The sequence below is a fragment of the Limosilactobacillus gorillae genome (assembly GCF_001293735.1).
Lineage (GTDB): Bacteria > Bacillota > Bacilli > Lactobacillales > Lactobacillaceae > Limosilactobacillus > Limosilactobacillus gorillae.
The window spans coordinates 1-22,630 of sequence record NZ_BCAH01000026.1 but is presented as its reverse complement, the minus strand read 5'-3'; the positions used below and the strand labels follow the sequence as shown (position 1 = coordinate 22,630).

The window sequence follows — 22,630 nt, the reverse complement described above, 5'->3', positions numbered from 1 at the left end:
CGCCAAAGGCGGTCATCTCGGTATTGATCTCAACACCGATAACTTTTTGACGACCAGCAACGGTGACGTAGTCGCTAATCCGCGTTACTACCGCATAATTAAAGGCAAGCTGGCCAAAGCCCAACGCAAGCTCAGTCGGCGGCAACGTCGAGCCAAGAAAGAGCATCGTGCTTTGCGGGATAGCAAGAATTACCAGAAGCAACGCTTATTAGTCGCCAAACTACACCAAAAAGTCCGCAATCAACGGCGTAACTTTTTACAGAATTTGTCAACGAAACTCATCAAGAACCACGATGTGATCGTTGCCGAAGAACTAAGAAGCGCTAACCTACTGAAAAACCATGCTTTAGCAATGAGCATTAGCGACGTAGGCTGGCGTAGTTTCTTAGGAATGTTAGATTATAAGGCCGACCTGTATGGTCGGACCTTTGTCAAAGTTAATCCTAAGAATACTACCCAGACGTGTCATGAGTGTGGCTTTGTCATGGGAACTGAAGACACCCAAAAACTGACCTTAAAAGATCGACAATGGACGTGTCCTAAGTGTGGAGCATTCCATATTCGTGATCATAATGCCGCACAAAACATTCTGGCTAAAGGTCTGGAAAAACAAATGGCCTAGTTCGGCTAGACCCGTTCCTCTGGCAACCTGGGAACGTTAAAGGCGTTGGTAATTAGACGACCGCTACTCAGCCGAAAGGCTGGGCAAGTTGTCCGTATCTACGTAAATTGTGGTCTGAGTTATCCTTATATGGTCCTGCTATATAAGGGTGCTTGGCTCACAAGCCACGGGTTTTTAGGGCTTTCGAGCCCGGAACCCGTGGTTGGTTGACATTTGAATGGGTGGTTTGCTGACCGACTCTCCTATTGGTACTTGCAGAGGTGTGACAGATATGCTGTGTTCCATATGAAACGAAGGATCTACTGGAAGCCACCGTTGGTAACTGAACTGTTGGCCCGAGGTCGGGGACCCCATGGATTGTAGTAGCCGTCATGGAGTTGGTAGCAACGGTATTGGCGGATGGTTGAAACTACTAAAAAGGGGCTGTGACACTTTAAAATGCCACAGCCCCCTTATTAGTTTAAATATTGCTGGTGAATATTAGTTAGTCTTCACGTGAGTAAGTTGCCAGATCATGCAGGATTAGGTCTAGGAAGTCTTGCTTAGACATGCTGACCTGGTCTTGTTGACCGTACTTACGAACGGAGACGGTACCGTTTTGGACTTCGTCTTCCCCAACCACTAAGGTGTACGGAACCTTTTGGGTTTGGCTTTCGCGGATCTTGTAACCCATCTTTTCGTTGCGGTGATCAACAACCGTCCGCAGTTGGGCGGCCCGGAATTCCTTCGCTAATTTATCAGCGTAATCGCCGTGCTTTTCGTCGGAAACCGGGATGATGTTAACTTGGTTCGGGGCCAACCAGGTTGGGAAGGCACCCTTGTAGATTTCAGTCAGGTAGGCTACGAAGCGTTCCATGGTACCAACAACCCCCCGGTGAATCATAACTGGGCGGTGTTGCTTGCCGTCTTCACCAACGTAGTGAAGGTCAAACTTTTCAGGCAGCATGAAGTCCAATTGGATGGTCGACATCGTTTCTTCGTTGCCTAGAGCAGTCTTGGTTTGGATATCCAACTTTGGACCGTAGAAGGCGGCCTCCCCTTCGGCTTCGTAGTAATCTAAGCCCATGGAATCCATGGCTGCCTTTAACATCGATTGACTTTGTTCCCACATTTCGTCGTTAGCAAAGTATTTTTCGGTGTTCTTCGGGTCCCGGTAGGAGAGACGGAAGGTGTAGTCGTTGATGTTGAAATCCTTGTAGACGTCCATGATCAACTTCAAGATCTTAGCGAATTCGTCTTGGATTTGGTTTAAAGCAACGAAGGTGTGACCATCGTTTAAGGTCATTTCCCGTACCCGTTGTAGCCCGGAAAGCGCCCCGGACTTTTCGTAACGGTGCATCATCCCGAGTTCGGCGATCCGCAGTGGCAGTTCGCGGTAGGAACGGATGTGGTGCTTGTAGACTTGGATGTGGGATGGGCAGTTCATCGGCCGCAATTCCAGTAGTTCGCCGTCACCCATGTCCATTGGCGGGAACATGTCTTCACGATAGTGGTCCCAGTGACCGGATGTCTTGTAAGCATCTAGGTTCATCAAAACAGGGGTGTAGACGTGTTCATAACCGTCCCCAACTTCCTTGTCGATCACGTAACGTTCAATTGTCCGCCGGATCGTGGCCCCCTTTGGCATCCAGTATGGTAACCCAGCACCGACCTTTGGATCGACAAAGAACAGGTCAAGTTGGTTTCCAATGACCCGGTGATCACGTTCCCGCGCTTCTTGGCGGGCCTTCAAGTCGGCTTCCAGGTCATCCTTCTTAAAGAAGACGGTCCCGTAAATCCGTTGGAGCATTGGGTTAGAGGACATTCCTTTCCAATAAGCCCCAGCAACGGAGAGGAGCTTAACGTTTTTAACCAAGTTAGCATAAAGCATGATCGGGGCCTTGGCCAGGATGGTCACGTCATTCATCTTGTAAAGGGCGACTTGGCCATCTTCAGCGTTTTCCTTGATTAGTTCACTGGAGAACGGATCGTTTGCAAATCCCTTAATGGCGTCTTCAACGCTAACCTTAACCAGTTCAATCTTGGCGTTTTCCTTGGCTAGCTTCTTGATGGATGCTTCCAGACCTTCCAGTTCATCGGCGGAAACCTGTTGGTTGTCCTTATCTGAATCAACGAAGAATTGGTCTTCTTCGGCAACGGCTTCCCCAAGACGGATTCCCTTGAATTCATCTTGTAAGGCAGCCTTGAGCAAGAGGGCAGCAATTTGGCGCAGAGCGTCTAAGCTTTCCTTTGATTCGCGGTCAACCTTTTCAACGGTCCCGTTTGGTAACATGATCGCAACTTGTGGCATAAAAACTCCTCCTTTGGAATAAAAAACGTCCCTAACGTTACTTGAGTAACGTTAGGGACGTTGAAATGATAACTTCAGCGTGGTTCCACCCATCTTCAGGATTTTTAAATCCTCTCTGCGGTGTGGTAACGGTCACGACCCGGTTCTCCTTATTTCGGAAAACAGTGCTTGGGGTGGTACCATCGTCAGCTCCGGTAAAGGTACTTCCAGTACGTGGCACCCTTCCCTGGTTTACCGGTCTTGACGTGGCGTATCCCACATTCATGATGATTATAGCATGCTAGGGAAGCATGTCAAGACTTGAATTAGGTTATTGGGTCGCCTGATCCCCGGCTTGAGTACTGTTCTGGTTTGTCGTTGCACTAGAATTATTGGTCGAAGTGGAGGTACTGTTATTATTTTGGTTTTCGTTATTGTTTGTTCCGTTACTGTTGTTGTTCCCACTGTTGTTACTGTTATTGTAATTACTCGTTGCCCCAGAGCTGTAAGTGGACTGGTTATCGTTTGATGAAGAGCTGAAGTAGGTAACCGATGAGCTGGTCTCTGGTTCGGAGTATGAGTAGGTGTAAGTTTCCTGATCATCTGTTGACGAAGAGCTTGAAGACTTCTTATGACTCTTCTTCTTGTGTGAACTAGACTTAGAGCTTGAAGAAGTCGAGATCTCATCGGAGTTGGTATTAACCGGGTTTTGCTGCTTAACAACGAAAACGGCGATCATGATCACCAAGATTATCAGCAGGGCGCCTAAGGCAAACCGGAAGAGCTTTTGCTGTTTGCTGATTGGCCGCTTGGGGCGTTTATGGCCAGACGAAGCCGTTGGGGCTACCGGGCGGGCATGGCGCTTAGGCCGTTTTGGCCGCTTAGGACGCCGGGGGCCCATAAAAAGGTTGGCTAAAAAGCCCTGCTTGCCCGGCGTTTTTGGCCTGCGCTTGCGTGGCCGGTGATGGCTAGAGCCAGAGCGCCGGCTTTTTTTTGAGTCATAGAGTTCGACGCGTGATAGGTGTTGCTGTTCATCGTCGTGATTGTTATTCAAAGTTGTCACCTCTTATTTTTTGGCTAATAAAATAGCACACGGGATGGATCTTTTTGTATTATAACACGAAAGATTAATTACAAAGGAAGGCCCGCGGAAAAGTATTCCCGCGGGCCCTAGGTGTCATCGAAGCCGTTACGATTGGGAGGAGACGGGCTTCAATGACGAAGAAGAAAAATCAATTGAGGATATTTATAATATACCGTCGGCCGGTGAAAAAGGTGTGAAATGCGAGTAAGGAAAGATTAAAGGTGGTTAAGAAAGGTAAAAAGGCTGTGACGAAGGTGTCACAGCCTTTTAAGGTCTAGTTTTCCCAGGCGTGCTTTTCGTGGTTAGCGGCTAAGCGCCGGTCGCCGCGAATTAGTTCAAAGCAGGTCCAGGCTAGCAAAGCAATAATGATAATGATAGCAATCCAGGCCAGCAGGTCAGACGTTGACTTAGACCAAAAGCCAAAACCTTCGAAAGTTTGAGGAAGGTTGTAAAGGTTTAGGAAGGTCAAGCCGATAACTGAAATCCAGCCAAGGACCCGGACCCACATTGAATTCCTGAACTGGCCCATTTCGGTGTCACTGTTGGTCATGATTAGCAGTGGCAGCATGGAAAATGGTAGGGCAAAGGCTAAGAAGACCTGGGAGTCTTCCATTAGCATGTTCAAGGAGGCGTGCTGCTCAATGGTTGATTCACGAGCCGTCAGGGCAACGCAAATGAGGACGGGCACCACGGATAAGAGCCGGGTGATCAAACGCCGGGCCCACAGCGGCATCTTCATGTGAACAAACCCTTCCATGATGACCTGACCAGTTAAGGTCCCGGTGATGGTTGAGTTTTGCCCGGAGGCTAGTAGGGCGATGGCAAACAGGGTTGATAAGACCCCGGACTTGGCAACAGCGATCAAGAGACCGTTGCTTAGCATGTCGGTGTTGTTTAAGGCGTCGTAGAGTCCAAAGAAGGAGGAATCTTGAACGGCACCGCTCTTGAAAACGGCAACCCCCGTGATCAGTAGGAGGGCGTTAACGAAGAAGGCCAGGGTTAATTGGATATTGGAATCCCAGGCCGTAAACCGGACCGTCTGTTTGATGTCTTCAGCATTGGTGTGGTCGATCTTACGCGTCTGTGAGATGGCGGAGTGTAAGTAAAGGTTGTGCGGCATCACGGTTGCCCCGATAATCCCTAAGGACCCGGTTAGCGGGGAGATTCCACCAACAATTGGTTCCTTGGCCACAGCTTCTTTAGAAGGAAGGAGGCCCTTAAAGACACCGGCCCAATCTGGGTGTGAAAGGGCAACTTGGTAGGCGAAGACAGCTAAGATCACCAGGATCAAGCAGGCCACAATGGCCTCGATCTTACGAAAACCAACCTTGGTTAATAATAAGAGGACTAGGACGTCTAAAACGGTGATAAAGACCGCCAGGACCAACGGAATGTGGAAGAGTAAGTTCAAGGCGATTGCCGCCCCAATTACTTCGGCGATGTCAGTTGCCATAATGGCCAGCTCGGTCATCAGCCATAAAATCACCCCAAGGGCCTTCCCTGTACGTGCTCGGATGGCCTGTGCAAGATCCATCTGGCTTACGATCCCAAGTTTGGCAGCCATGTACTGTAGTAGCATCGCAATCAAACTTGAGATTAGGATGGTCGTCATTAAGGTATATTGGAATGATTGCCCTCCGGTGATCGATGTCGACCAGTTACCAGGATCCATGTAGCCCACGGCAACCAAAGCGCCAGGACCGGAGTATGCAAACAGGGTTTTGAAAAAGCCCTTACCATGGGGGACTTCAACCGTCCCGTTAATTTCTTCTAGTGACTTACCGTTAGCGTGCTCAATTAAGCGCAGCTTGCGGTGTTGATTCTTTGTGTTATCCACGCCAAATCCTCCCCTCATAATTATGGTTTTAAATGTTCATTGTGCTTTCTAATTAACTTCACGGAACACCTTTGTTAGGTTAGCATAAAAAACTGGTTTGTGCAACGCAAGATTGGCGAAATGACGGGTTTTTCCCGGCCTTAAAAAGGATCCGCTTACATGGAAATGGCGCACCTTTTTTGGCTAGCGTAACTTTTCACAAAAAAATACATGTCAACCGGTTGACTTTAACAGAAAGATTGAATATACTAGCCACAATAAAGTTATTAAATTCACAAGAGAGAAGGATTTAAAATGAAGGCATTGGTATTACAAGGGATTAAGGACCTAGCTGTTAAAGACTACGAGGTTCCAGAAATCAAGCCAGATGAAGTTTTAGTTCACACCGCCTTTGCGGGAATCTGTGGGACTGACAAGGCCCTTTATGCTGGGTTACCGGGTTCTGCCTCGGCTGTTCCACCAATTGTGCTCGGTCACGAAAACTCCGGGGTTGTTGCTAAGGTGGGTGCTAACGTCACCAACGTTAAGGTGGGCGACCGGGTAACTGTTGACCCTAACATCTACTGTGGACAGTGTGAATACTGCCGGACTCAACGTCCAGAACTGTGTGAACACTTGGATGCCGTTGGGGTAACCCGTGATGGGGGCTTTGAAGAATACTTCACTGCTCCTGCCAAGGTTGTTTACCCGGTTCCGGCTAACGTTTCCTTGAAGGCGGCTGCCGTTGTAGAACCAATTTCATGTGCCATGCACGGGGTTGACCTCTTGGATACTCACCCTTACCAAAAGGCCCTTGTTTTAGGAGACGGGTTTGAAGGACAACTCTTTGCCCAGATCTTAAAGGCCCGGGGAATTCATGAAGTAACCCTTGCTGGCCGCTCAGAAGAAAAGCTGGCCAACAACCGTGAACACTTTGGCGTTAAGACGATTAACACTACCAAAGAAGAGCTGCCAGAATCTGCCTTTGACATCGTGGTTGAAGCTGTGGGGACGCCAGCGACCCAAGAACAAGCCTTGGCTGCTGCTGCCCGGGGTGCCCAAGTTCTGATGTTTGGGGTTGGTAACCCAGACGACAAGTTCTCCGTCAACACCTACGACGTCTTCCAAAAGCAACTGACTATCCAAGGGGCCTTCATTAACCCGTACACCTTTGAAGACTCAATTGCCCTCTTGGCTAGCGGCAAGGTTGACCCACTACCGCTGTTCTCACACGAGTTAGAATTCAGCCAGGTGGAAGACTTTGTAGCCGGTAAGTTGGGGAAGGTCTCCAAGGCGATCGTTAAGGTCGGCGGTGAAGAAGCCTAACCCGTTATTAACACGAACATATAGCAGAATTAGGAGGGTTCCCTTGGGGGACCCTCCTAATTTAATGATAAATGTTGACACGGTGTCGCTTGGGGAATAGAATATTCTCGATCAAGTGACACCGTGTTACTTTGAGAAAGAAAGGACTAAAAGATGCCAAGTTCGACCTTTATCAACCTTCCAGATGAAAAGCGGCACCGGATTGAAGGGGCGCTTTTGAACGAATTCAGTAGCCATTCTTTGGCCACGGCCCAGGTTGCCCGGATCGTTAAGGATGCCCAGGTTGCTCGAGGGGCCTTTTATAAGTATTTTGAAGACCTGACCGATGCCTATTCCTACATGCACCACCGCCTGGCCATTAAACTCGGTGGCCGGGATGATATGGAGCGCCAGCACCTACAAACGGCGGCTGATTATATTCAGCGGGTTCGCGACCTAACTGATACCTCGGGGCAAGTACGGGACTTCTTCGTCTTACACTACACAGCTAACGAGGGCCTCTTACCGGACCCCTTACCAGCCAAGATTAAGGTAATGATGGATGATCAACGTTGGGCGGTTATGATACTAATTCACGAAAGTATCAAGGAATGCTTAGTTGATCCGGAAAATAAAGAGTTGATTTTAGAACGGTTAGAACGGATCTTAAAGGTCATTTTAAAAGAGGAGGAAACGGAAGGTGTTTCTAGCAATTAAGGAAATTCTCCACGAAAAGGTGCGCTATAGCCTAATCGTGACAATGGTGGTTTTAACGAGCTACCTAATGTTCATTCTAATGGGAATGATGTTTGGGTTGGCTAGTGAAAATACGGTTGCCATTAAGTCGTGGGGAACCCAGTCAGTCATTTTAAATAAGAACGCCAACGCCAGCCTTAGTCAGTCGCTAATCTCTTCAAGCGACCTGCCAAAGCTGACGGATAAGGAGGCGTTGATCGGTCAGGTACCAGTAGTAATGGAGACCGTTGGGACCAAGAGTAGCCACAAGACCTCCCTTCAATTTATTGGCTTAAAGGGAAATCAGTTCATCGCGAAAGATAAGCTGGTGATCGTAAGTGGCCACCGGGTTGAAAAAGCAAACCAACTGGTCTTAGATGAGTCCTTAAAAGATAAGGGCTACAAGCTGGGGAGAACGGTCAAGTTTGGCAATAACAGTAATAAATATACGGTGGTCGGCTTTGCCAAGGACGCCAAGTTAAACGTCACCCCCATTGCCTACGGCGACCTTAGTCAGTGGCAGACCCTGCGCGGGATCGGTAGCCAGTTTGCTGCCTCTGGGATTATCAGCAAACAGGCTCACCCCAAGGTAACAGCTAACTTGACGACTTACTCAGTGGATACCTTCATTGAAAAGCTACCTGGCTACTCAGCTCAAAACACGGTCTTTGAGTTTATGATCGGCTTCTTGATGGTCATCTCCGTGGTCATCATTGCTGTTTTCTTGTACATCTTAACGATGCAAAAGCTTCCTAACTATGCTGTTCTACGAGCCCAAGGGATTCCAGCCCAGCGGCTAATTAACGCCACGCTTGGCCAAGCGTTGATCTTAATGATCGTTGGGGTTGTGATTGGCCTCTTGCTGACGGTGGGAACCGGGGCGGTTCTGCCAACGGCGGTGCCAATGCTTTTTAACTGGTCGCTAATTCTTACCGTGGCCCTTGCCGTAATTGTGATGGGGGTCGTGGGAGCCTTACTACCGGTGCGGATCATCAAGAAGATTGATCCCTTGGATGCTTTGAATTAAAGGGGGAGCGCCATGACTGCAATCGAATTAAAAAACGTTGATAAGTACTACGGCCAGGGGATTGCCCGGGTACACGTCCTGTCTGACGTAAACTTCTTGGCCGAACTAGGGCAACTTAACTTGGTGATTGGCCCCTCGGGGTCGGGAAAGTCGACCTTTTTGACAATTGCCGGCGGCCTCCAACAGCCGTCCAAAGGGGAGGTGTGGATCGACGGCCAAGATATCGCAACCCTCAAGGGTAAAGAACGCGACCGCCTGCGTTTAGATAAGATTGGCTTTGTTCTCCAGTCTTACAACCTACTCCCCTACTTATCGGTAGCTGACCAGTTTGCTCTGGTTGATCGGATGCGTAAGGGTAACCTAAGCCAAGAAGCGTTGAACACCCTCTTAGTTGACCTAGGAATTGATCAGCTGGTCAACAAGTACCCTGGTGAGTTGTCGGGGGGCCAAAACCAGCGGGTGGCGATTGCCCGTGCCCTGTACACAGATCCGCAGATCATCTTGGCTGATGAGCCAACAGCGGCCCTGGACTCTGCGCGGGTCAAGGTCGTTGGGCAGCTCTTTCATGACCTAGCCGTTAAGCACAATAAAGCAGTCGTCGTGGTTACCCACGACTTACGCCTGCGCGAATTTGCCGATCAAGTTTATACAATTATCGATGGTAAAATGACTAAGGAAGATTAGCCTTACCCTATAAATATGCACAATAAAGCAGGGCGTTACTGGGTTAATTAAGCTTGAAATCGGTTTAGATCCTATAAAACCGTCAGTTAGTTAGAAAAATTCTTTGTACATTCCACCGTGAATGGGTTAATATTAGGGGGACGAGTGAATATATTCAACGAGTGGAGGGATCGTGCATGAACTACAAGCAGCGCCGTCAATTAATTCAACGACTGGTCGAAGAAAACCGAATTGCTACCCAAGAGGACCTCTTGGAACTCTTAGAGCAGCACGGGGTTGAGGCCACCCAGGCAACCGTTTCACGGGATATTCACTCCCTGAACATTGCCAAGGTCAGCAGTAGTGATGGTCAATCCTACTACGCCCAGGTAGCAGCCACTAAAGAAGACGATCACCGGCTCTATCGAGCGATCAGTAACCGAGTGGTTTCCTACACCACTATTGAGTTTGTCAATGTGGTTAAGACAACACCGGATTCTAGTTACGCCACTATTTTAGGCGGAATGTTTGATGAACTGGCGATGCCTGACGTGGTCGGCACGATTGCCGGTAATGACACCCTCTTAATTATCTCCCCGGACGCCAAGAGCGCTCAAAAGATCGGTCAGCTTTTGGCGGATAACCGGGGAAAGTAAGAAAGCCAGGCGATGGGCCTGGCTTTTTATTTTCGGATTTTATTGATTACGTCGGCGATGATTCCCATTACCAGGGGGTCAACCAAGCGGTAAACAACTTGGCGACCGTCCTTGACCCGCTCGACAATTTTGTACTTACGCAGGATTTGGAGCTGGTGTGAAACGGCCGATTGTTCCCACTTCAAACGCTGACTGATTTGGGAGACGGTCATTGATTGCTGGATTAGAAGGTACAGGAGTTGGAGGCGCTTGGGATGCCCCATTAGCTTAAACAGGTGACTAGCCTGGTCGAGTGCATCAATTGTGGCATTAACCTCATTTGTTCCCATAATAACGGCCCCTCTCAATTGGAAGTAATCTGTTTTTGATTATAAGCGGTTTAGGACCAAATTTCAAAAATGGGCGTCAAAATTAAAAACGATCCCGCTTAGCTTAGCGGGATCGTTTTAATAACTAAATTAATTTCTAGAGTGATAATCGTTGGCCAACGTAAATTACGTAAGGACTAGCAATGTTGTTTTTGGCCGCTAATGTTTTCCAGTTTAAGCCTTGAGCAGCAGCGATAGCCGACAGGGAATCGCCGGACTTAACGGTGTAGGTCGTGGTTGTGGCGGATGAGGTGGTTGAACTCGTAGTGCCATTAATCACGAGGTGCTGGCCAACGTAGATCGTGTTTGGGTTAGCCAGGTTGTTTAGGTTGGTTAGCTTAGCCGTGGTGGTGTTGAACTTAGCGGCAATTCCGGACAGGGTGTCACCAGATTGCACCGTGTAGGTACTGGTTGTCGATGAGGCCGTGGTACTAGAAGAGCTGCTGGTGTTAGTTGAGGCAGTAGTTGCGCTGAGCTTTAGGACTTGACCAACATAGATCGTGTTTGGATTAGCCAAATTGTTTAAGTTGGTCAGCTTAGCCGTGGTGGTATTGAACTTAGCGGCAATCCCAGACAAGGTGTCACCAGATTGTACCGTGTAGGTACTGGTTGTCGATGAGGCCGTGGTACTAGAAGAACTGCTGGTGTTAGTTGAGGCAGTAGTTGCGCTGAGCTTTAGGACTTGACCAACGTAGATCATGTTTGGGTTAGCCAGGTTGTTTAAGCTGGTTAACTTAGCCGTGGTGGTGTTGAACTTAGCGGCAATCCCGGATAAAGTGTCGCCAGATTGTACTGTGTAGGTGCTGGTCGTCGATGAGGACGAGGCCGTGGTACCAGAAGTACTGGTGGATGAGGAGGCCGAGCTGGTAGTACTCCTAACTAGGAGACGTTGACCAACGTAGATCATGTTTGGGTTAGCCAGGTTATTCAAGCTGGTTAACTTAGCCGTGGTGGTGTTGAACTTAGCAGCAATCCCGGACAGGGTGTCGCCGGATTGAACCGTATAGTAAGCTGTATTGGCTGACGTTGACGTTCCGTTGTTAGTTTGGGTGTAATCGTTCTTATTATTGATCACCGGCGTCTTGGTAAGGGCAATGCTATCCAGCTGAGTCAGGTTGTAGGTCTTAACCAAGCTGATCAATGAAGAAGCATAGTACGGGTCGGTGGCATAGCCGTCCGCGGACAGCTTATAGGCCACACTGGTGTAGCTGGTATCACCCAAGAGGTTGTTGTAACGAGGATTGGAGTAGAGGAAGTTTCCGTGGTCTTCCACTGATTCAGAATTGTTAGCGTATGCGCGGAAAGGGGCATTAACGTAAACACTTTGGCCGTTGATAACTTCCCGGGTGCTCATAGTGACATAGTTACCATTGTAGCTCCCCTTGATCCCGAAGAGATTATGAGCTTTGGTTGACAGGGTTGATGAGCCCCAGCCGGATTCGAGGATTGCCTGGGCTACGGTGATGGATGGCAGAACGCCATACTTATTCCAACCATCAATCGCCCCTTGGGCAACACTTTGAATGAAGGCCTGTTGGGAAGAATTGTTGGAGAAGGTTAGGCTTGATAGGTCAACGCTAGAATCAGCACTAGCAGCTACGGCGACAACGGCCCGGACGGTTGCGGAAGAGTCGGAGCTTGAATCAACACTAGCAGAACTAGTGGCCTCGCTGGTATCTGAGGCGACACTTGTTGCAGCGCTAGAGAGGCTACTAGTGGAATCAACACTCACACTAGTACTAGTACTGGCGCTGGAAACAGAAGTAGCACTGGTTTCAGCAATTGCACTGGAAGCACTAGTGCTTGATTCAGCACTAGTTTCTGAACTGGCACTAGAGTTGGCACTTGTACTTGCGTCTGAAGCTGAGTTAGCAGAACTTGCGCTGGTAGAAACAAAGGTAACGGTTGCCTTTGCGGCGTCACTTGCAACGCCGGAGCTATCCAGGCTCACCGTTGATGCTGAAGCAGAGGCCGTGGTATCAGTAGTCTGGTCCACTTGAGAAGCGGCGCTGGATGTGGTGTCCGCGTGAGCCACTTCAGTAGTGGTTAACAGGGTCAGGGCTGCGACCCCGGCAAACATCCATTTACGGCCACTTTTGTACATCTTGTAGTGGAGGCATTGGTCATTTGATTGCTTATTGTGCATACGCCGGATCTCCTTTAGTTATTCTTTAAATAATGATAAGCGTTTCATTTATTCTAAAATGGTAAAATAATAAGACTTTTTTAAGTACTTAATACACGTTTAAACTAGCATGATTTCAAGGATAGGTCAATGGAATTTATGTTATTTAATTCATGTTAGAAATTAATTTATTTTAATTCCCGTGGAATGATTGATAGTATGATTATAATCATCATGTAATCGTTTTCTGTAATATCGCTTAATAAGCCAAGCCATATTCCTATGTTGTAGTCGTGAAACTGATGACATAATAAGGGCCTAATAAAAAACGCCCCCTCAGGGGGCGTTTTTTATTAGGCTTGTGATTGCATGAAGCGGCGAATCAGGCTTGCTTCTTCTTCGCTGGCTTCGCTTGCCTGGGATTTGATATCGTGGATCCGTTCAACCGTTAATTGGCTACCGTAGGCAATTTCGTTATCGATCATTTGGTGTTCACGTTCGAAGTTGATAATTTCAAGCGCGAGCTCGTTAAATTTTTCAGCCATTAAGGGGCCCTCCTTCAAAATAGATCAGTTTATTCCTATCTATTATACGGGTTTTGGTGGCTAGATGCGAAAAATTAATGTTAATTCCCCGTTAATTCTTGCCGCCAACCCGGCTAAGAGCACTAAGTGGTGGCTGACCTGTGGTACAATTTAACCGAAAACGTAATAAAAACAGTAAGGAGTATTGATGATGAGTTGGAATTGGCTAGGATGGTTACTGTGGTTGTTGATTCTTATTTTCTTAGGGTTTGTAGTCCACTATATTCGTGTACACCAGTTGATGTTGATCGCAAAGACCGGGCGTCGCTTTGAGAAGACACTCTTTTTTAAGTACGTGGCCCTTGTGGTCATTGCCCTGGTTTGTCTGGGGACAATGACTTATTTTACGATTTTTCGTAAGGTTACTCCGATCTCCAATGAGGTAACCGTCAGTTACTCGTATGACCCGTTGCAACTGACTAATGATAATACCAATGATTACTACTACGTTCGGGCCAACCACAGTAATGAGGGCAATCATCGCGTTGTTTCATATACTTACTGGACCGCAACGAAGAAGGTAACGGTTGGGGCGATGAGTGCTTCAATTGCCGATAGTAATGACATCTTGTCTAGTGCGGCGGTCGCCTACCCGTGGAATAAAACCAAGCTACGTAACGAAGATAACGCCACTAGTCATGCCTTTGCTGCTAAAATTACTGTTCGTTACAAGAATAACCCGATCAACGGTCTTGGGCTACGGGCCAATAGAGAAGCGGATGAACACACCCTAATCCGGGTACCGGCTGCCAACTTGATTGAACAGGCAAAAAATGCCGAATAATAAGTCACTCCTTCAGGGAGAGTGATTCATGCTATAATAAAATGGTATGCCAAGATCGGGAAAGGCCCGGTGGCGGATCCAAAGTACAAAGTAAGAAGCCGGGGTTAAATTCCTCGGCTCCAACCCAATTTAGTTATTAGGTAAAGGAGTAAGACAATGATTCAAACGATTGACTTGAAGAAGGGCATGGTCTTTGAAAAGGACGGGAAGTTGCTCAAAGTGTTATCCATTAACCACCACAAGCCAGGTAAGGGTAACACCCTGATGCAAATGGATATCCAAGATGTTCGTTCTGGCTCAATTGTTCACACCACGATGCGCCCATCCGAAAAGGTTGAACAGGTGATGGTTAACAAAAAGAATGCCCAATACCTCTACGATGAAGGTAACACGTCCGTCTTCATGGATATGGAAACTTACGAACAATACGAGATCGATCAATCCCAAATCAGCGAAGAAAAGAAGTACCTGACTGAAAACATGCAGGTTCAAATGAACTTCGTGGAAAGCGAACTGGTCGGGGTTGAATTACCAGCCACGGTGACCTTAGAAGTTGTTGAAACCCAACCGGAAATCAAAGGGGCGACGATCGATGGTGGTGGTAAGCCAGCTACCATGAACACTGGTCTGGTTGTTACGGTTCCAGCCTTCGTTAAGAACGGCGATAAGATCATCGTTAACACGACCGATGGTGCTTACAAGTCCCGTGCCTAACTAAAAAGCGGTGTGCAGTAAAGAAAGTCCTTAGCTGTACAAAAAGGTGGCCCCGAAGTGGTCGGTTTGATCGATCACTTCAGGGCCATTATTGTACACTGCGTTAGGAATTTAGTAGGTACCCATGTCATTAGCGACGATCACCTCACCAGCAAAGGCCTTGCCGTGGTCGGTCACCAAGCCAGCCTTATTGTAGGCGAAGGTAACGGTTAAATTTGCTTTGACGGCTACGCCCATCACCGCACCAGTATCAGTATTGATCCCGGATGGGACGTCGACGGCGACCACCGGCGCATGAGCGGCATTGATCTGTTCGATTACCGTTGCGTAGGCGCCTATCACTGGCCGGTCAATCCCGATCCCGAAGATGGCATCTACGATCAGGTCCGCGTTTTTTAAGGCTGCCGGGTCGGCAGTAACGGGAATCTGATAGTAATCACAAATGTGGGCCTGGGTCTGATGCTCGCTGGAAGCATGGGCAGGGTTGCCGATGTTTAAAATGGTAACGCCCTTACCGGCGATGTGCAAAAGACGGGCGATAGCGAGACCATCGCCCCCATTATTACCCTGGCCAGCAACCACGACGATGTTGTTGGCATTTTGGTAGTGACTTAAAACGGCGTCGCGAACGGCTAACGAAGCCCGCTCCATCAGTACTAATGAGGGGATGCCAATTTGATTAATGGTAAACTGATCCTTGGCTTTCATTTGGGTGGCGGTAACTACTTGTTCAGACATTTGATCACTTCCTTTGCCCCTATCAAAGCACAAATTACTAGTTTGTGCAAGCAAACACAAGAGGGGCGAAGCTGTGTCAAGCAGAAAGGGGGAACCTTAAATTGGGAAAGAAAAATCAGTACCTGGTCACCCGCTACACGGGGGTGCCGGTAGAAAATGATGGTAATGGCGGCTACCAACTTAAACTTGACGCCAGCGGTCAAGCCAAACTCCATGTCTGGCGGACCGGCAAACATACCCGGGGCAAGTATACCGGGATCGGCCAGCTAATGTTGACCGAAAACAACCTGATGGTCATGATTGTAGCGGCAGAGCCAATGGCCTTTAAGGATCGTCACCAGGAGGTACCTCTTCAGCGCTTCTTGACGACGACGGCACCGGCAGACCTGGTTGAACAGGGATGCGCCCTACTTAAGGAGGAGCAGTAAATGAAGACCTTGGTGGTAGTTGGTCACCCGGATGTGGCGAACTCCTCGACCCAGGGTTTTTTCAAGCACGCCGCTAAAGAAGAACCCCAGGTCACTTGGCACGTCCTAAGGGCCCCCTTTGACCCTTTAAAAGAGCACCAGTTGCTATGGGAAGCCGACCGGATTGTTCTTGAGTTTCCCCTCTATTGGTATAGTGTTCCGGCAGTGATGAAGGACTGGATCGACCAGATCTTTGACGAGGAACTACTAGGGGAAAGTGGTCAACGTCTGGCCGGAAAGGAATTCGGCGTGGTAGTTACTACCGGTCGGGCCCTCAAGGAGTTTGCCCCCGGTCAGAGCCAAGGCTTCACGCTGGCTGAGCTACTTCGTCCCCTCCAAGCCCTAGCCAATGAGACGAAGATGACCTATTTGACACCTCTTACCATTGGCCAGTTCACTCGCTTAGGAAAAAAGGAGCGTCTTGAACTGGCAGTAAGTTACCGCCAGTATTTGACTGCCGAAAAGCCGGGCCACCTAGCTACCTCGGTTGCTTGGCTGGTCGAGCGCTTAAACAAGTTGGCTAAGGAGCACGAAGACCAGGCGCCTGGTTACCTTGGGCTGGTGGCAGTCCTCTTGGACAATCAAGAACAGCTGGCCGACCTGGGTGTGAACCTAACCTTACTGGGGGAGGATGATTAAATGGATCAAGAAACGATGGCCTGGGTCAAAAAGCAGGCAGAGCAACTAGCTAAGCGAAGCACCGATGATCAAGAACGGGCCCTCTTGTTAGCCGTGATCAAAACGGTTGAAGAACAGGGGCATCGTTTGGAGCTGGCTGCCGGTGAATTAGACGGCCGGGCCTGGGGTGGTAAGCGAATTTAAAGGGGCTGTGATGTTTTATCACAACCCCTTATTTTTTATAATTACTTAATGACGCGCTAAAATAAACTTATTACAAGCCGAGGCGGTCGACGAGAAGATCCCTTAAGATCACCGCCTGATTATGGACCGGATCCTTGGCACCGTACAAAAGGATGACGTGACCATCCGCTAGGTGGTCAGCTACGGTTTGTTGCAGGCTTTGGAGAGCCGGGTTAGTGTCTAGTTCAGCTAGGTAGCGGGTTTTAAATTCGGCAAACTTAGCTGGCTCATGGTTAAACCACTGGCGTAACTCTTTAGAGGGACCGACCTCCTTTAGCCATTCATCTAAGTGGGCCTTTTCTTTGGAAATTCCGCGGGGCCACAGGCGGTCGACAAGGATCCGGTAGCCGTCAAGGTCAGCAGGCTGTTCGTAAATGCGTTCGAGTTTAAGAGCCATGTTCAACATCCTTTCTTCCATTTACACCTAATGATAGTCCAAAACACCCAGGGGAGGGAATTAAATGTCACCATACCAAGCTTTTTTTACTGGCCGACCAACCGAAGAGATCGCATCAGACCTCTTGGGACGCGAGCTAAGCTGCCGGACCCCCGCCGGACTGGCGGCCGGGCTGATCGTTGAAACAGAGGCCTACTTAGGCGAAGGCGATTCAGCTTCCCACGCCTACAATGGACGCCGGACTGCTTATTCGGAGTCCTTATATGGGGCGCCAGGTACGATTTACGTCTACCAAATTCGAGCCCACTACTGCTTTGACGTGGCGGTTCAGGACCAGGGTGAGCCCCAGGGAGTCCTAATTCGGGCGCTTGAGCCAACCGTTGGGGTTGAATTAATGGAGCAACGCCGTCACCAAAAAGGGGTTAATTTGACCAACGGACCGGGAAAACTGGGCCAGGCCCTTGGAATTATTGATCGTCGCTTAGACGGGAGGCCGTTGGAAAATGCGCCACTAACGATTGACCTAACCAAAAAACGGGTGCCCAAGGAGGTGACGGTTACCCCACGGGTTGGTGTTAACCAAAAAGGGAGCCACGCCCAGGCCCCCCTACGCTTTTTCGTTGCTCACAATCCTTACGTTTCTAAGATGTTAAAGCGGGAAGCTGATTTACGATCCCACGGATGGGAGGGAGAAGAATGGCGCTGATTTTTCAGGAATTAAAAGCAACCCTGCCGGCCCTCTTGAAGGCCGGGAGCGTCCCAAATATCGTTGGTGAAGCCGGGATTGGCAAGTCCGCTTTGGTAGCCGAAGTGGCCCAGCAAATGGGCGCTACCCTGTTAACCACCGTTGTTAGCCTGGCTGAAAAGGGTGACCTGGCTCTACCAGTGCCACCCTTAACCAAGGAGAGCCTGGTGACCACCAGCCGCTTTGGGACCCTGGCCGACGTCAAGTATGGCTACTCAACGACTTTGGTCACCCTACTTAAGGAGGCAGAGGCCCACCCGAACCGGCCGATTATTTGGTTTTTGGACGAATTTAATCGGGGGAATGCGGCCGTGCAAAGTGAGCTGATGAACGTGGTTTTACAGCGACGGATCCACACCCTGACGTTGCCTGACGAGGTAAAGATTATCTTGGCTCAGAACCCAGATCCGACGATGGAGGCGGCGGGCGATTACGCCGTCACCCCCAGCGACGCGGCCGTTCGCGATCGAACTGTCCGCCTGGAGATGCGTGCCGATCTGGCCGATTGGCTGGCCTGGGCCACGGCACGAACTTCAGGGCACCCGCGGGTTCAGCCAGTCATTACCGACTACCTAAGCGCCCACCCGCAGCTACTGGCTCCATTGCCGGTAGCCGGCCAGATCACGCCGACCCCACGCTCCTGGGAGCGGGCTAGTCGAAACCTGACCGAATTGCAAAAACTGCCTCACCAAACCCTGGCCCGGGTCCTGGCTGACGTCTTGGCTGGTGACCTGGGTGAAGAGGTTGGTGTTGCCCTTGCCAGAGAAATTTTAGTTCCCCGGGTAACGGTGGCCAACCTCTTGGATCCGGCAACGCCGGTTCAAGAAGTGGTGGCGCATCTTTCCGAGGGAGAACGAGTGGCGCTTTTTAATCAGTGGCTGGCTTCGGTAGCGACGGAACCCCTGGACCTTTCATCCCTGCCCCGGGCGCTGGCTCTTTTGGAAACACTAAGTGAGGACGGCCAGGTGGCGGTGGGTGAGCACGTTGGCCGCTTTGAAAACTTCCTTTCCGCCCTCTACCAGGCCGTCCCAGCTGATCCAGGGGCCCAGGCCTTTTATACTCAGCTGGAGGAGATTGCTAAACGGGGGGCTAATAATGGTTGACCAGAGCAGCGCCCTTATCAAGCAGGCGGTAATCGAGCTTTTGAAGGTTGACCGCGCAGCTGGTGAGGTGCTGGTTAAACTTCCCCGGTACCCCGATGATACGCAGCCAACGCTGAACCTGATTTGGCGAGGAAATGACCTGACTTTGGCCTATCGTCCCACCTGGGTTATTACCCAGCCGATCCGAGAGTTAGTTAAAGTCTTTTTTCACTTGGCCCTCCATGTGATCTGGGAGCATCCCTACCGTTACCGAATGGCTAGTGATCCGGCAGCAGTCTCGATTGCGACCGACGTTGCCGTCAACCAATACCTGAAGGAGCCACCTGCGGGAACAGCCACTTTGGCTGACCTTGAGAAGGCGACCGGGCTCCGCCTGCCTCGGTTCGCTGACTCAGCCACCTACCTAGCAGCCACTAAGAAGTTGTCTCCAGCCGAAAAAAAGCGGCTGGCGAGCTCGGAAGCGGCCGGTGGAATGGGGGCCCGGGGCTGGCTGGTACTACCGGGGACCAATCCGCTTTTGATGAAAGCCAGCCTTAAGCGCCTGGTGCAAGATGAACCAGTGCGAAGTGACCACCGTGGTCGGGGACTTGTCCCGCAGGAAGCAAACCGGACACTGGCTGCCCCCGGAAGCTACCAAACGGCTTGGACCCGGGAACTCCGTAAGATGCTGGGGACCGCTGTCGACGGTACTCGTGAGTCGTACGCCCGTTTCAACCGCCGCCAGCCCTACCGGATGGACTTACCCGGCCGGGTAAGTCGACTGGTTACCCCAGTCGAAATATACGTTGACCAGTCCGGATCGATGGGGGATCAAACGGTAGCCCGGCTCCTAAAGATGGTCGCGGCGCTTGTGGATCAGCAGGGCTGGCAGGTAAAGGTGACTGCTTTTGATGCCGCCATTCAGGGGCGGTTAACCCCTGGAAAGTTACACCGGCTTGGGGGCGGGGGAACCAGCTACGCCGCCATTTTTACGGACCTAAGGGCGCGGCGGGTTATCCCAACCACTCCGGTGGTAATCCTAACCGATGGGGCTGGCGAAAAAACTGTCGACGCCTCGCCATATCAGAATGTTTTGTGGCTCCTAACCACGTCGGCGCCGCTCTCAGTGAGGGATGCTCCGGGAAAGAGCTACCACCTAAGAAAGGAAGATAAGGATGCTGAAACCGACTGACCTGGCACATGCCCTAACCCACGACCGGACGTTTACCCAAGCAGTTGCCCTTTTAAACCTGGAATGGGAAACCAACCCCAATGCAATTGTCAACAATCTGGTAACGGCGGTAGATGTTCAATTCGCTCGCCGCTTGCAAGAACAAGAGATCATCAGTGGCAAGGTTGACCTGACCGAATACCGGGACTGTGCCCAGCTGATTGCCCACCATGGAGGCTGGCTGAGCCCAGGTGCTAGAAACGCCCTGTTGGCTCCTTTTACTGACTAAAAGAAAGATTTAAACGTCCCCTTTACATTGAAAGACGAATATTATATGATATTTACCGTGCTTTTATTCGTAATGATAGAAAAATGGGGGAACTATTGTGTCTGCAATTAGTAAGTATTTCCACTTTAAAGAGTTAGGAACTGATTACCGACGGGAGATTTTAGCCGGGTTCACGACCTTTATCTCGATGTCATATATTTTATTCGTGAACCCGAACGTTCTCGGAGCTGCTAAGATGGATACCGGAGCAGTCTTTACGGCCACGGCCCTGGCCTCGGCGCTAGGCTGTTTCTTGATGGGGATCTTAGCTCGCTATCCGATTGCCACGGCTCCGGCACTGGGGATTAACGCCTTCTTTGCTTACTCAGCCGTCATTGGGATGGGGATTAGCTGGCAAACCGCATTGGCCGGGGTCTTTGTAGCCTCAGTCATTTTCGTTTTGATCACGATTTTCAAACTGCGTGAGGTCATCATTGAAGCCATTCCGTCTGATCTAAAGTTTGCTATTTCAGCCGGGATTGGCCTTTTTATCGCTTTTATTGGTCTTCACCAGGGGGGCCTAGTAGTCGCTGACAAATCAACCGTCGTTAGCTTGGGCTCGTTTACAACCGCTAGTACCTGGCTAACGGTGATTGGCCTGGTGGTTACTGCCGTTTTGATGGTTCGGCGGGTACCTGGGGCGATCTTCATCGGTATGATTGTAACGGCAATTGTTGGGTTAGTAACCGGCTTAATTCCGGTCCCACACGGAATCGTTTCGGCCGCCCCAAGTTTGAAACCAACCTTTGGGGTCGCCCTAACTCACATCGGTGAGATTAACACCCTGCAAATGTGGGTGGTGGTTCTGACCTTCCTCTTGGTAACCTTCTTTGATACGGCCGGCACCCTAGTAGGCTTGGCTCAACAAGCCGGTTTCATGAAGGATAACAAGATGCCCAGGGTCGGGAAGGCTTTAATGTCTGACTCGACTGCCATGCTGGCCGGCTCTATTCTGGGAACTTCCCCGGTGGGCGCCTATGTTGAATCCTCAGCTGGGATTGCCGTGGGTGGGCGTTCCGGATTTACCGCCGTGGTGACTGGGATTCTCTTTATTTTCGGGATGTTTTTCTCCCCGTTACTTACCGTGGTCACTAACCAGGTAACGGCGCCGGCTTTAATCATCGTTGGGGTCTTGATGGCTCAAAACCTGCGTCAGATCAACTGGAGTCACCTGGAAATTGCCATTCCCTCCTTCTTGATCGTTGTGGGGATGCCGCTGACCTATAGCATTTCTGATGGGATGGCCCTCGGGCTGATCATGTACCCGATTACGATGATTGCGGCTAAGCGGGGGAAGGAAGTTCACCCGATTATGTACGTGCTCTTCTTCATCTTCGTTGGTTTTATGTGGATTTTAAACGTTAAGTAAGTAAACGCTCGGTAGATGCCGGGCGTTTTGTTATTATGCCTAAGCCGTAATACTCGTGACTTTAGTCATGGGATATAAGGCTCTTCACGAACGCCCGTTGGCGTTCTTTTTTAGTTTAACTATTTTAATCAGTATGATATAATATAGACATGATTAAAAGTAAGGGAGGTGGATACAATGCAACAAACGCTGACTGCTAAGATTCGACTATATCCAACGCATGAACAAATAGCACTATTTAAGGCGGTGACTAAGGAATACCAACGTCTGTGCAATGTTGTCAGCCAATGGTATTTTGATGGACATTTTAATGCCAATCAAAAGGTCTTCCAGAAAGATATGTACCGGTATCTGCGGAATGAGTCACCAAAGCTCAACTCCCAAATGGTACAGTCAACCTATCGAACCGTTAAGGCACGATATGATACGGTGAGGACCCAATTGAATCAGCACCCGTATCGTTATGATACCGGAATGATTGACGCAAAGACCGGTAAGCCTATTTGGGAAGCTGTTCCCCGAACTTTAGAGTGGTTATGGAAGCCAATTTACTTCAACCGCCCTCAGGCCGACTATGTTCATGGCTCTAACTATTCCTTTGTTAAGGAACGGACGATGATCTCGCTTAACGTTTTGGGCAAGCGAATCAAAGTGCCGTTTAAAGCGGATTATCTGGCCGACTGGTTCGCGACCAATGCAACATTAGGAACTGCTAAACTA

24 protein-coding genes and 1 pseudogene are annotated in these 22,630 nt (G+C 49.7%); 17 read left to right on the top strand and 8 right to left on the bottom strand.

Annotated features, from left to right (window positions below; translation table 11 throughout):
- The coding region (locus AOQ57_RS05360; RefSeq protein WP_157686481.1) for an RNA-guided endonuclease InsQ/TnpB family protein at window positions 1–622 on the top strand (622 nt) is incomplete at its 5' end.
- 484 nt (window positions 623–1,106) lie between these two features.
- On the opposite strand, the gene thrS is transcribed toward AOQ57_RS05360, so the two are convergent.
- The 3 genes from thrS to AOQ57_RS05345 form a co-directional block, all read right to left on the bottom strand.
- Window positions 1,107–2,912, bottom strand: a complete 1,806-nt coding sequence (gene thrS, locus AOQ57_RS05355) for a threonine--tRNA ligase (RefSeq protein ID WP_093625934.1) — start codon at window positions 2,910–2,912, stop codon at window positions 1,107–1,109.
- Between the two features lie 310 nt (window positions 2,913–3,222).
- Window positions 3,223–3,954 carry a hypothetical protein gene (locus AOQ57_RS05350; protein WP_093625932.1) on the bottom strand — a complete coding sequence of 244 codons (732 nt, stop codon included), beginning with the start codon at window positions 3,952–3,954 and terminating at the stop codon, window positions 3,223–3,225.
- Between the two features lie 295 nt (window positions 3,955–4,249).
- A complete protein-coding gene (locus AOQ57_RS05345) occupies window positions 4,250–5,830 on the bottom strand; it encodes an Nramp family divalent metal transporter (protein ID WP_174498194.1) in 1,581 nt (526 codons plus the stop codon).
- A 276-nt stretch (window positions 5,831–6,106) separates the two neighbouring features.
- Between AOQ57_RS05345 and AOQ57_RS05340 the strand changes: the two genes are divergently transcribed.
- The 5 genes from AOQ57_RS05340 (at window position 6,107) to AOQ57_RS05320 (ending at window position 10,177) form a co-directional block, all read left to right on the top strand.
- On the top strand, window positions 6,107–7,117 hold the full coding sequence (locus AOQ57_RS05340) for a zinc-dependent alcohol dehydrogenase family protein (protein ID WP_093625928.1): 1,011 nt from the start codon (window positions 6,107–6,109) through the stop codon (window positions 7,115–7,117).
- A 153-nt stretch (window positions 7,118–7,270) separates the two neighbouring features.
- Window positions 7,271–7,813, top strand: coding sequence for a TetR/AcrR family transcriptional regulator (locus tag AOQ57_RS05335; protein ID WP_093625926.1), 543 nt, complete (start codon window positions 7,271–7,273; stop codon window positions 7,811–7,813).
- Complete coding sequence (locus tag AOQ57_RS05330; protein WP_093625924.1) at window positions 7,797–8,858, top strand: ABC transporter permease; 1,062 nt, start codon at window positions 7,797–7,799, stop codon at window positions 8,856–8,858. Before AOQ57_RS05335 ends, AOQ57_RS05330 begins: the two co-directional genes overlap by 17 nt.
- A gap of 12 nt (window positions 8,859–8,870) precedes the next feature.
- On the top strand, window positions 8,871–9,542 hold the full coding sequence (locus AOQ57_RS05325) for an ABC transporter ATP-binding protein (RefSeq protein ID WP_093625922.1): 672 nt from the start codon (window positions 8,871–8,873) through the stop codon (window positions 9,540–9,542).
- 176 nt (window positions 9,543–9,718) lie between these two features.
- Window positions 9,719–10,177 (top strand): arginine repressor, encoded by a 459-nt coding sequence (locus AOQ57_RS05320; protein ID WP_093625920.1) that lies wholly within the window; start codon window positions 9,719–9,721, stop codon window positions 10,175–10,177.
- A 26-nt stretch (window positions 10,178–10,203) separates the two neighbouring features.
- On the opposite strand, the gene AOQ57_RS05315 is transcribed toward AOQ57_RS05320, so the two are convergent.
- The 3 genes from AOQ57_RS05315 to AOQ57_RS05305 form a co-directional block, all read right to left on the bottom strand.
- Window positions 10,204–10,506, bottom strand: a complete 303-nt coding sequence (locus AOQ57_RS05315) for an ArsR/SmtB family transcription factor (RefSeq protein WP_167336632.1) — start codon at window positions 10,504–10,506, stop codon at window positions 10,204–10,206.
- 136 nt (window positions 10,507–10,642) lie between these two features.
- Window positions 10,643–12,691 carry a LysM peptidoglycan-binding domain-containing protein gene (locus AOQ57_RS05310; RefSeq protein ID WP_093625916.1) on the bottom strand — a complete coding sequence of 683 codons (2,049 nt, stop codon included), beginning with the start codon at window positions 12,689–12,691 and terminating at the stop codon, window positions 10,643–10,645.
- A 332-nt stretch (window positions 12,692–13,023) separates the two neighbouring features.
- Window positions 13,024–13,215, bottom strand: a complete 192-nt coding sequence (locus tag AOQ57_RS05305; RefSeq protein WP_093625914.1) for an LBP_cg2779 family protein — start codon at window positions 13,213–13,215, stop codon at window positions 13,024–13,026.
- Window positions 13,216–13,405: 190 nt separating this feature from the next.
- On the opposite strand from AOQ57_RS05305, the gene AOQ57_RS05300 reads away from it, so the two are divergent.
- The gene (locus AOQ57_RS05300) at window positions 13,406–14,038 is read left to right on the top strand and encodes an LVIS_2131 family protein (protein WP_093625912.1); all 633 of its coding nucleotides are present in this window, start codon (window positions 13,406–13,408) and stop codon (window positions 14,036–14,038) included.
- A 156-nt stretch (window positions 14,039–14,194) separates the two neighbouring features.
- Window positions 14,195–14,752, top strand: a complete 558-nt coding sequence (gene efp, locus AOQ57_RS05295) for an elongation factor P (RefSeq protein ID WP_093625910.1) — start codon at window positions 14,195–14,197, stop codon at window positions 14,750–14,752.
- Between the two features lie 111 nt (window positions 14,753–14,863).
- Here efp and AOQ57_RS05290 read toward each other — a convergent pair whose 3' ends face one another.
- Complete coding sequence (locus AOQ57_RS05290; protein WP_093625908.1) at window positions 14,864–15,490, bottom strand: NAD(P)H-hydrate epimerase; 627 nt, start codon at window positions 15,488–15,490, stop codon at window positions 14,864–14,866.
- A 101-nt stretch (window positions 15,491–15,591) separates the two neighbouring features.
- Here AOQ57_RS05290 and AOQ57_RS05285 point away from each other — a divergent pair, with 101 nt between their 5' ends.
- From AOQ57_RS05285 to AOQ57_RS05275, 3 genes are read left to right on the top strand one after another with little or no spacing between them, the layout of a single operon-like run.
- On the top strand, window positions 15,592–15,918 hold the full coding sequence (locus AOQ57_RS05285; protein WP_093625906.1) for a DUF7671 family protein: 327 nt from the start codon (window positions 15,592–15,594) through the stop codon (window positions 15,916–15,918).
- Window positions 15,919–16,596: an NAD(P)H-dependent oxidoreductase gene (locus tag AOQ57_RS05280; RefSeq protein WP_093625904.1), complete on the top strand. Its 678-nt coding sequence runs from the start codon at window positions 15,919–15,921 to the stop codon at window positions 16,594–16,596. It begins immediately after the preceding gene.
- Window positions 16,597–16,779, top strand: a complete 183-nt coding sequence (locus AOQ57_RS05275) for a hypothetical protein (RefSeq protein WP_093625902.1) — start codon at window positions 16,597–16,599, stop codon at window positions 16,777–16,779.
- 70 nt (window positions 16,780–16,849) lie between these two features.
- On the opposite strand, the gene AOQ57_RS05270 is transcribed toward AOQ57_RS05275, so the two are convergent.
- On the bottom strand, window positions 16,850–17,215 hold the full coding sequence (locus tag AOQ57_RS05270) for a DUF488 domain-containing protein (protein ID WP_093625900.1): 366 nt from the start codon (window positions 17,213–17,215) through the stop codon (window positions 16,850–16,852).
- 64 nt (window positions 17,216–17,279) lie between these two features.
- Between AOQ57_RS05270 and AOQ57_RS05265 the strand changes: the two genes are divergently transcribed.
- The 6 genes and pseudogenes from AOQ57_RS05265 to AOQ57_RS05240 all read left to right on the top strand — a co-directional run.
- Entirely contained in the window at window positions 17,280–17,921 is a 642-nt protein-coding gene (locus AOQ57_RS05265) for a DNA-3-methyladenine glycosylase (protein WP_093625898.1), read from the top strand.
- Window positions 17,912–19,063, top strand: coding sequence for an AAA family ATPase (locus AOQ57_RS05260; RefSeq protein WP_093625896.1), 1,152 nt, complete (start codon window positions 17,912–17,914; stop codon window positions 19,061–19,063). Before AOQ57_RS05265 ends, AOQ57_RS05260 begins: the two co-directional genes overlap by 10 nt.
- Window positions 19,056–20,234, top strand: a complete 1,179-nt coding sequence (locus AOQ57_RS05255; protein WP_093625894.1) for a DUF2201 family putative metallopeptidase — start codon at window positions 19,056–19,058, stop codon at window positions 20,232–20,234. The genes AOQ57_RS05260 and AOQ57_RS05255 overlap by 8 nt, the downstream gene beginning before the upstream one ends.
- A complete protein-coding gene (locus AOQ57_RS05250; RefSeq protein ID WP_093625892.1) occupies window positions 20,218–20,502 on the top strand; it encodes a hypothetical protein in 285 nt (94 codons plus the stop codon). The genes AOQ57_RS05255 and AOQ57_RS05250 overlap by 17 nt, the downstream gene beginning before the upstream one ends.
- Window positions 20,503–20,599: 97 nt before the next feature.
- Entirely contained in the window at window positions 20,600–21,910 is a 1,311-nt protein-coding gene (locus AOQ57_RS05245; RefSeq protein ID WP_093625890.1) for an NCS2 family permease, read from the top strand.
- A 177-nt stretch (window positions 21,911–22,087) separates the two neighbouring features.
- Window positions 22,088–22,630 (top strand): annotated as a pseudogene (locus AOQ57_RS05240) (RNA-guided endonuclease TnpB family protein); the annotation flags it as partial.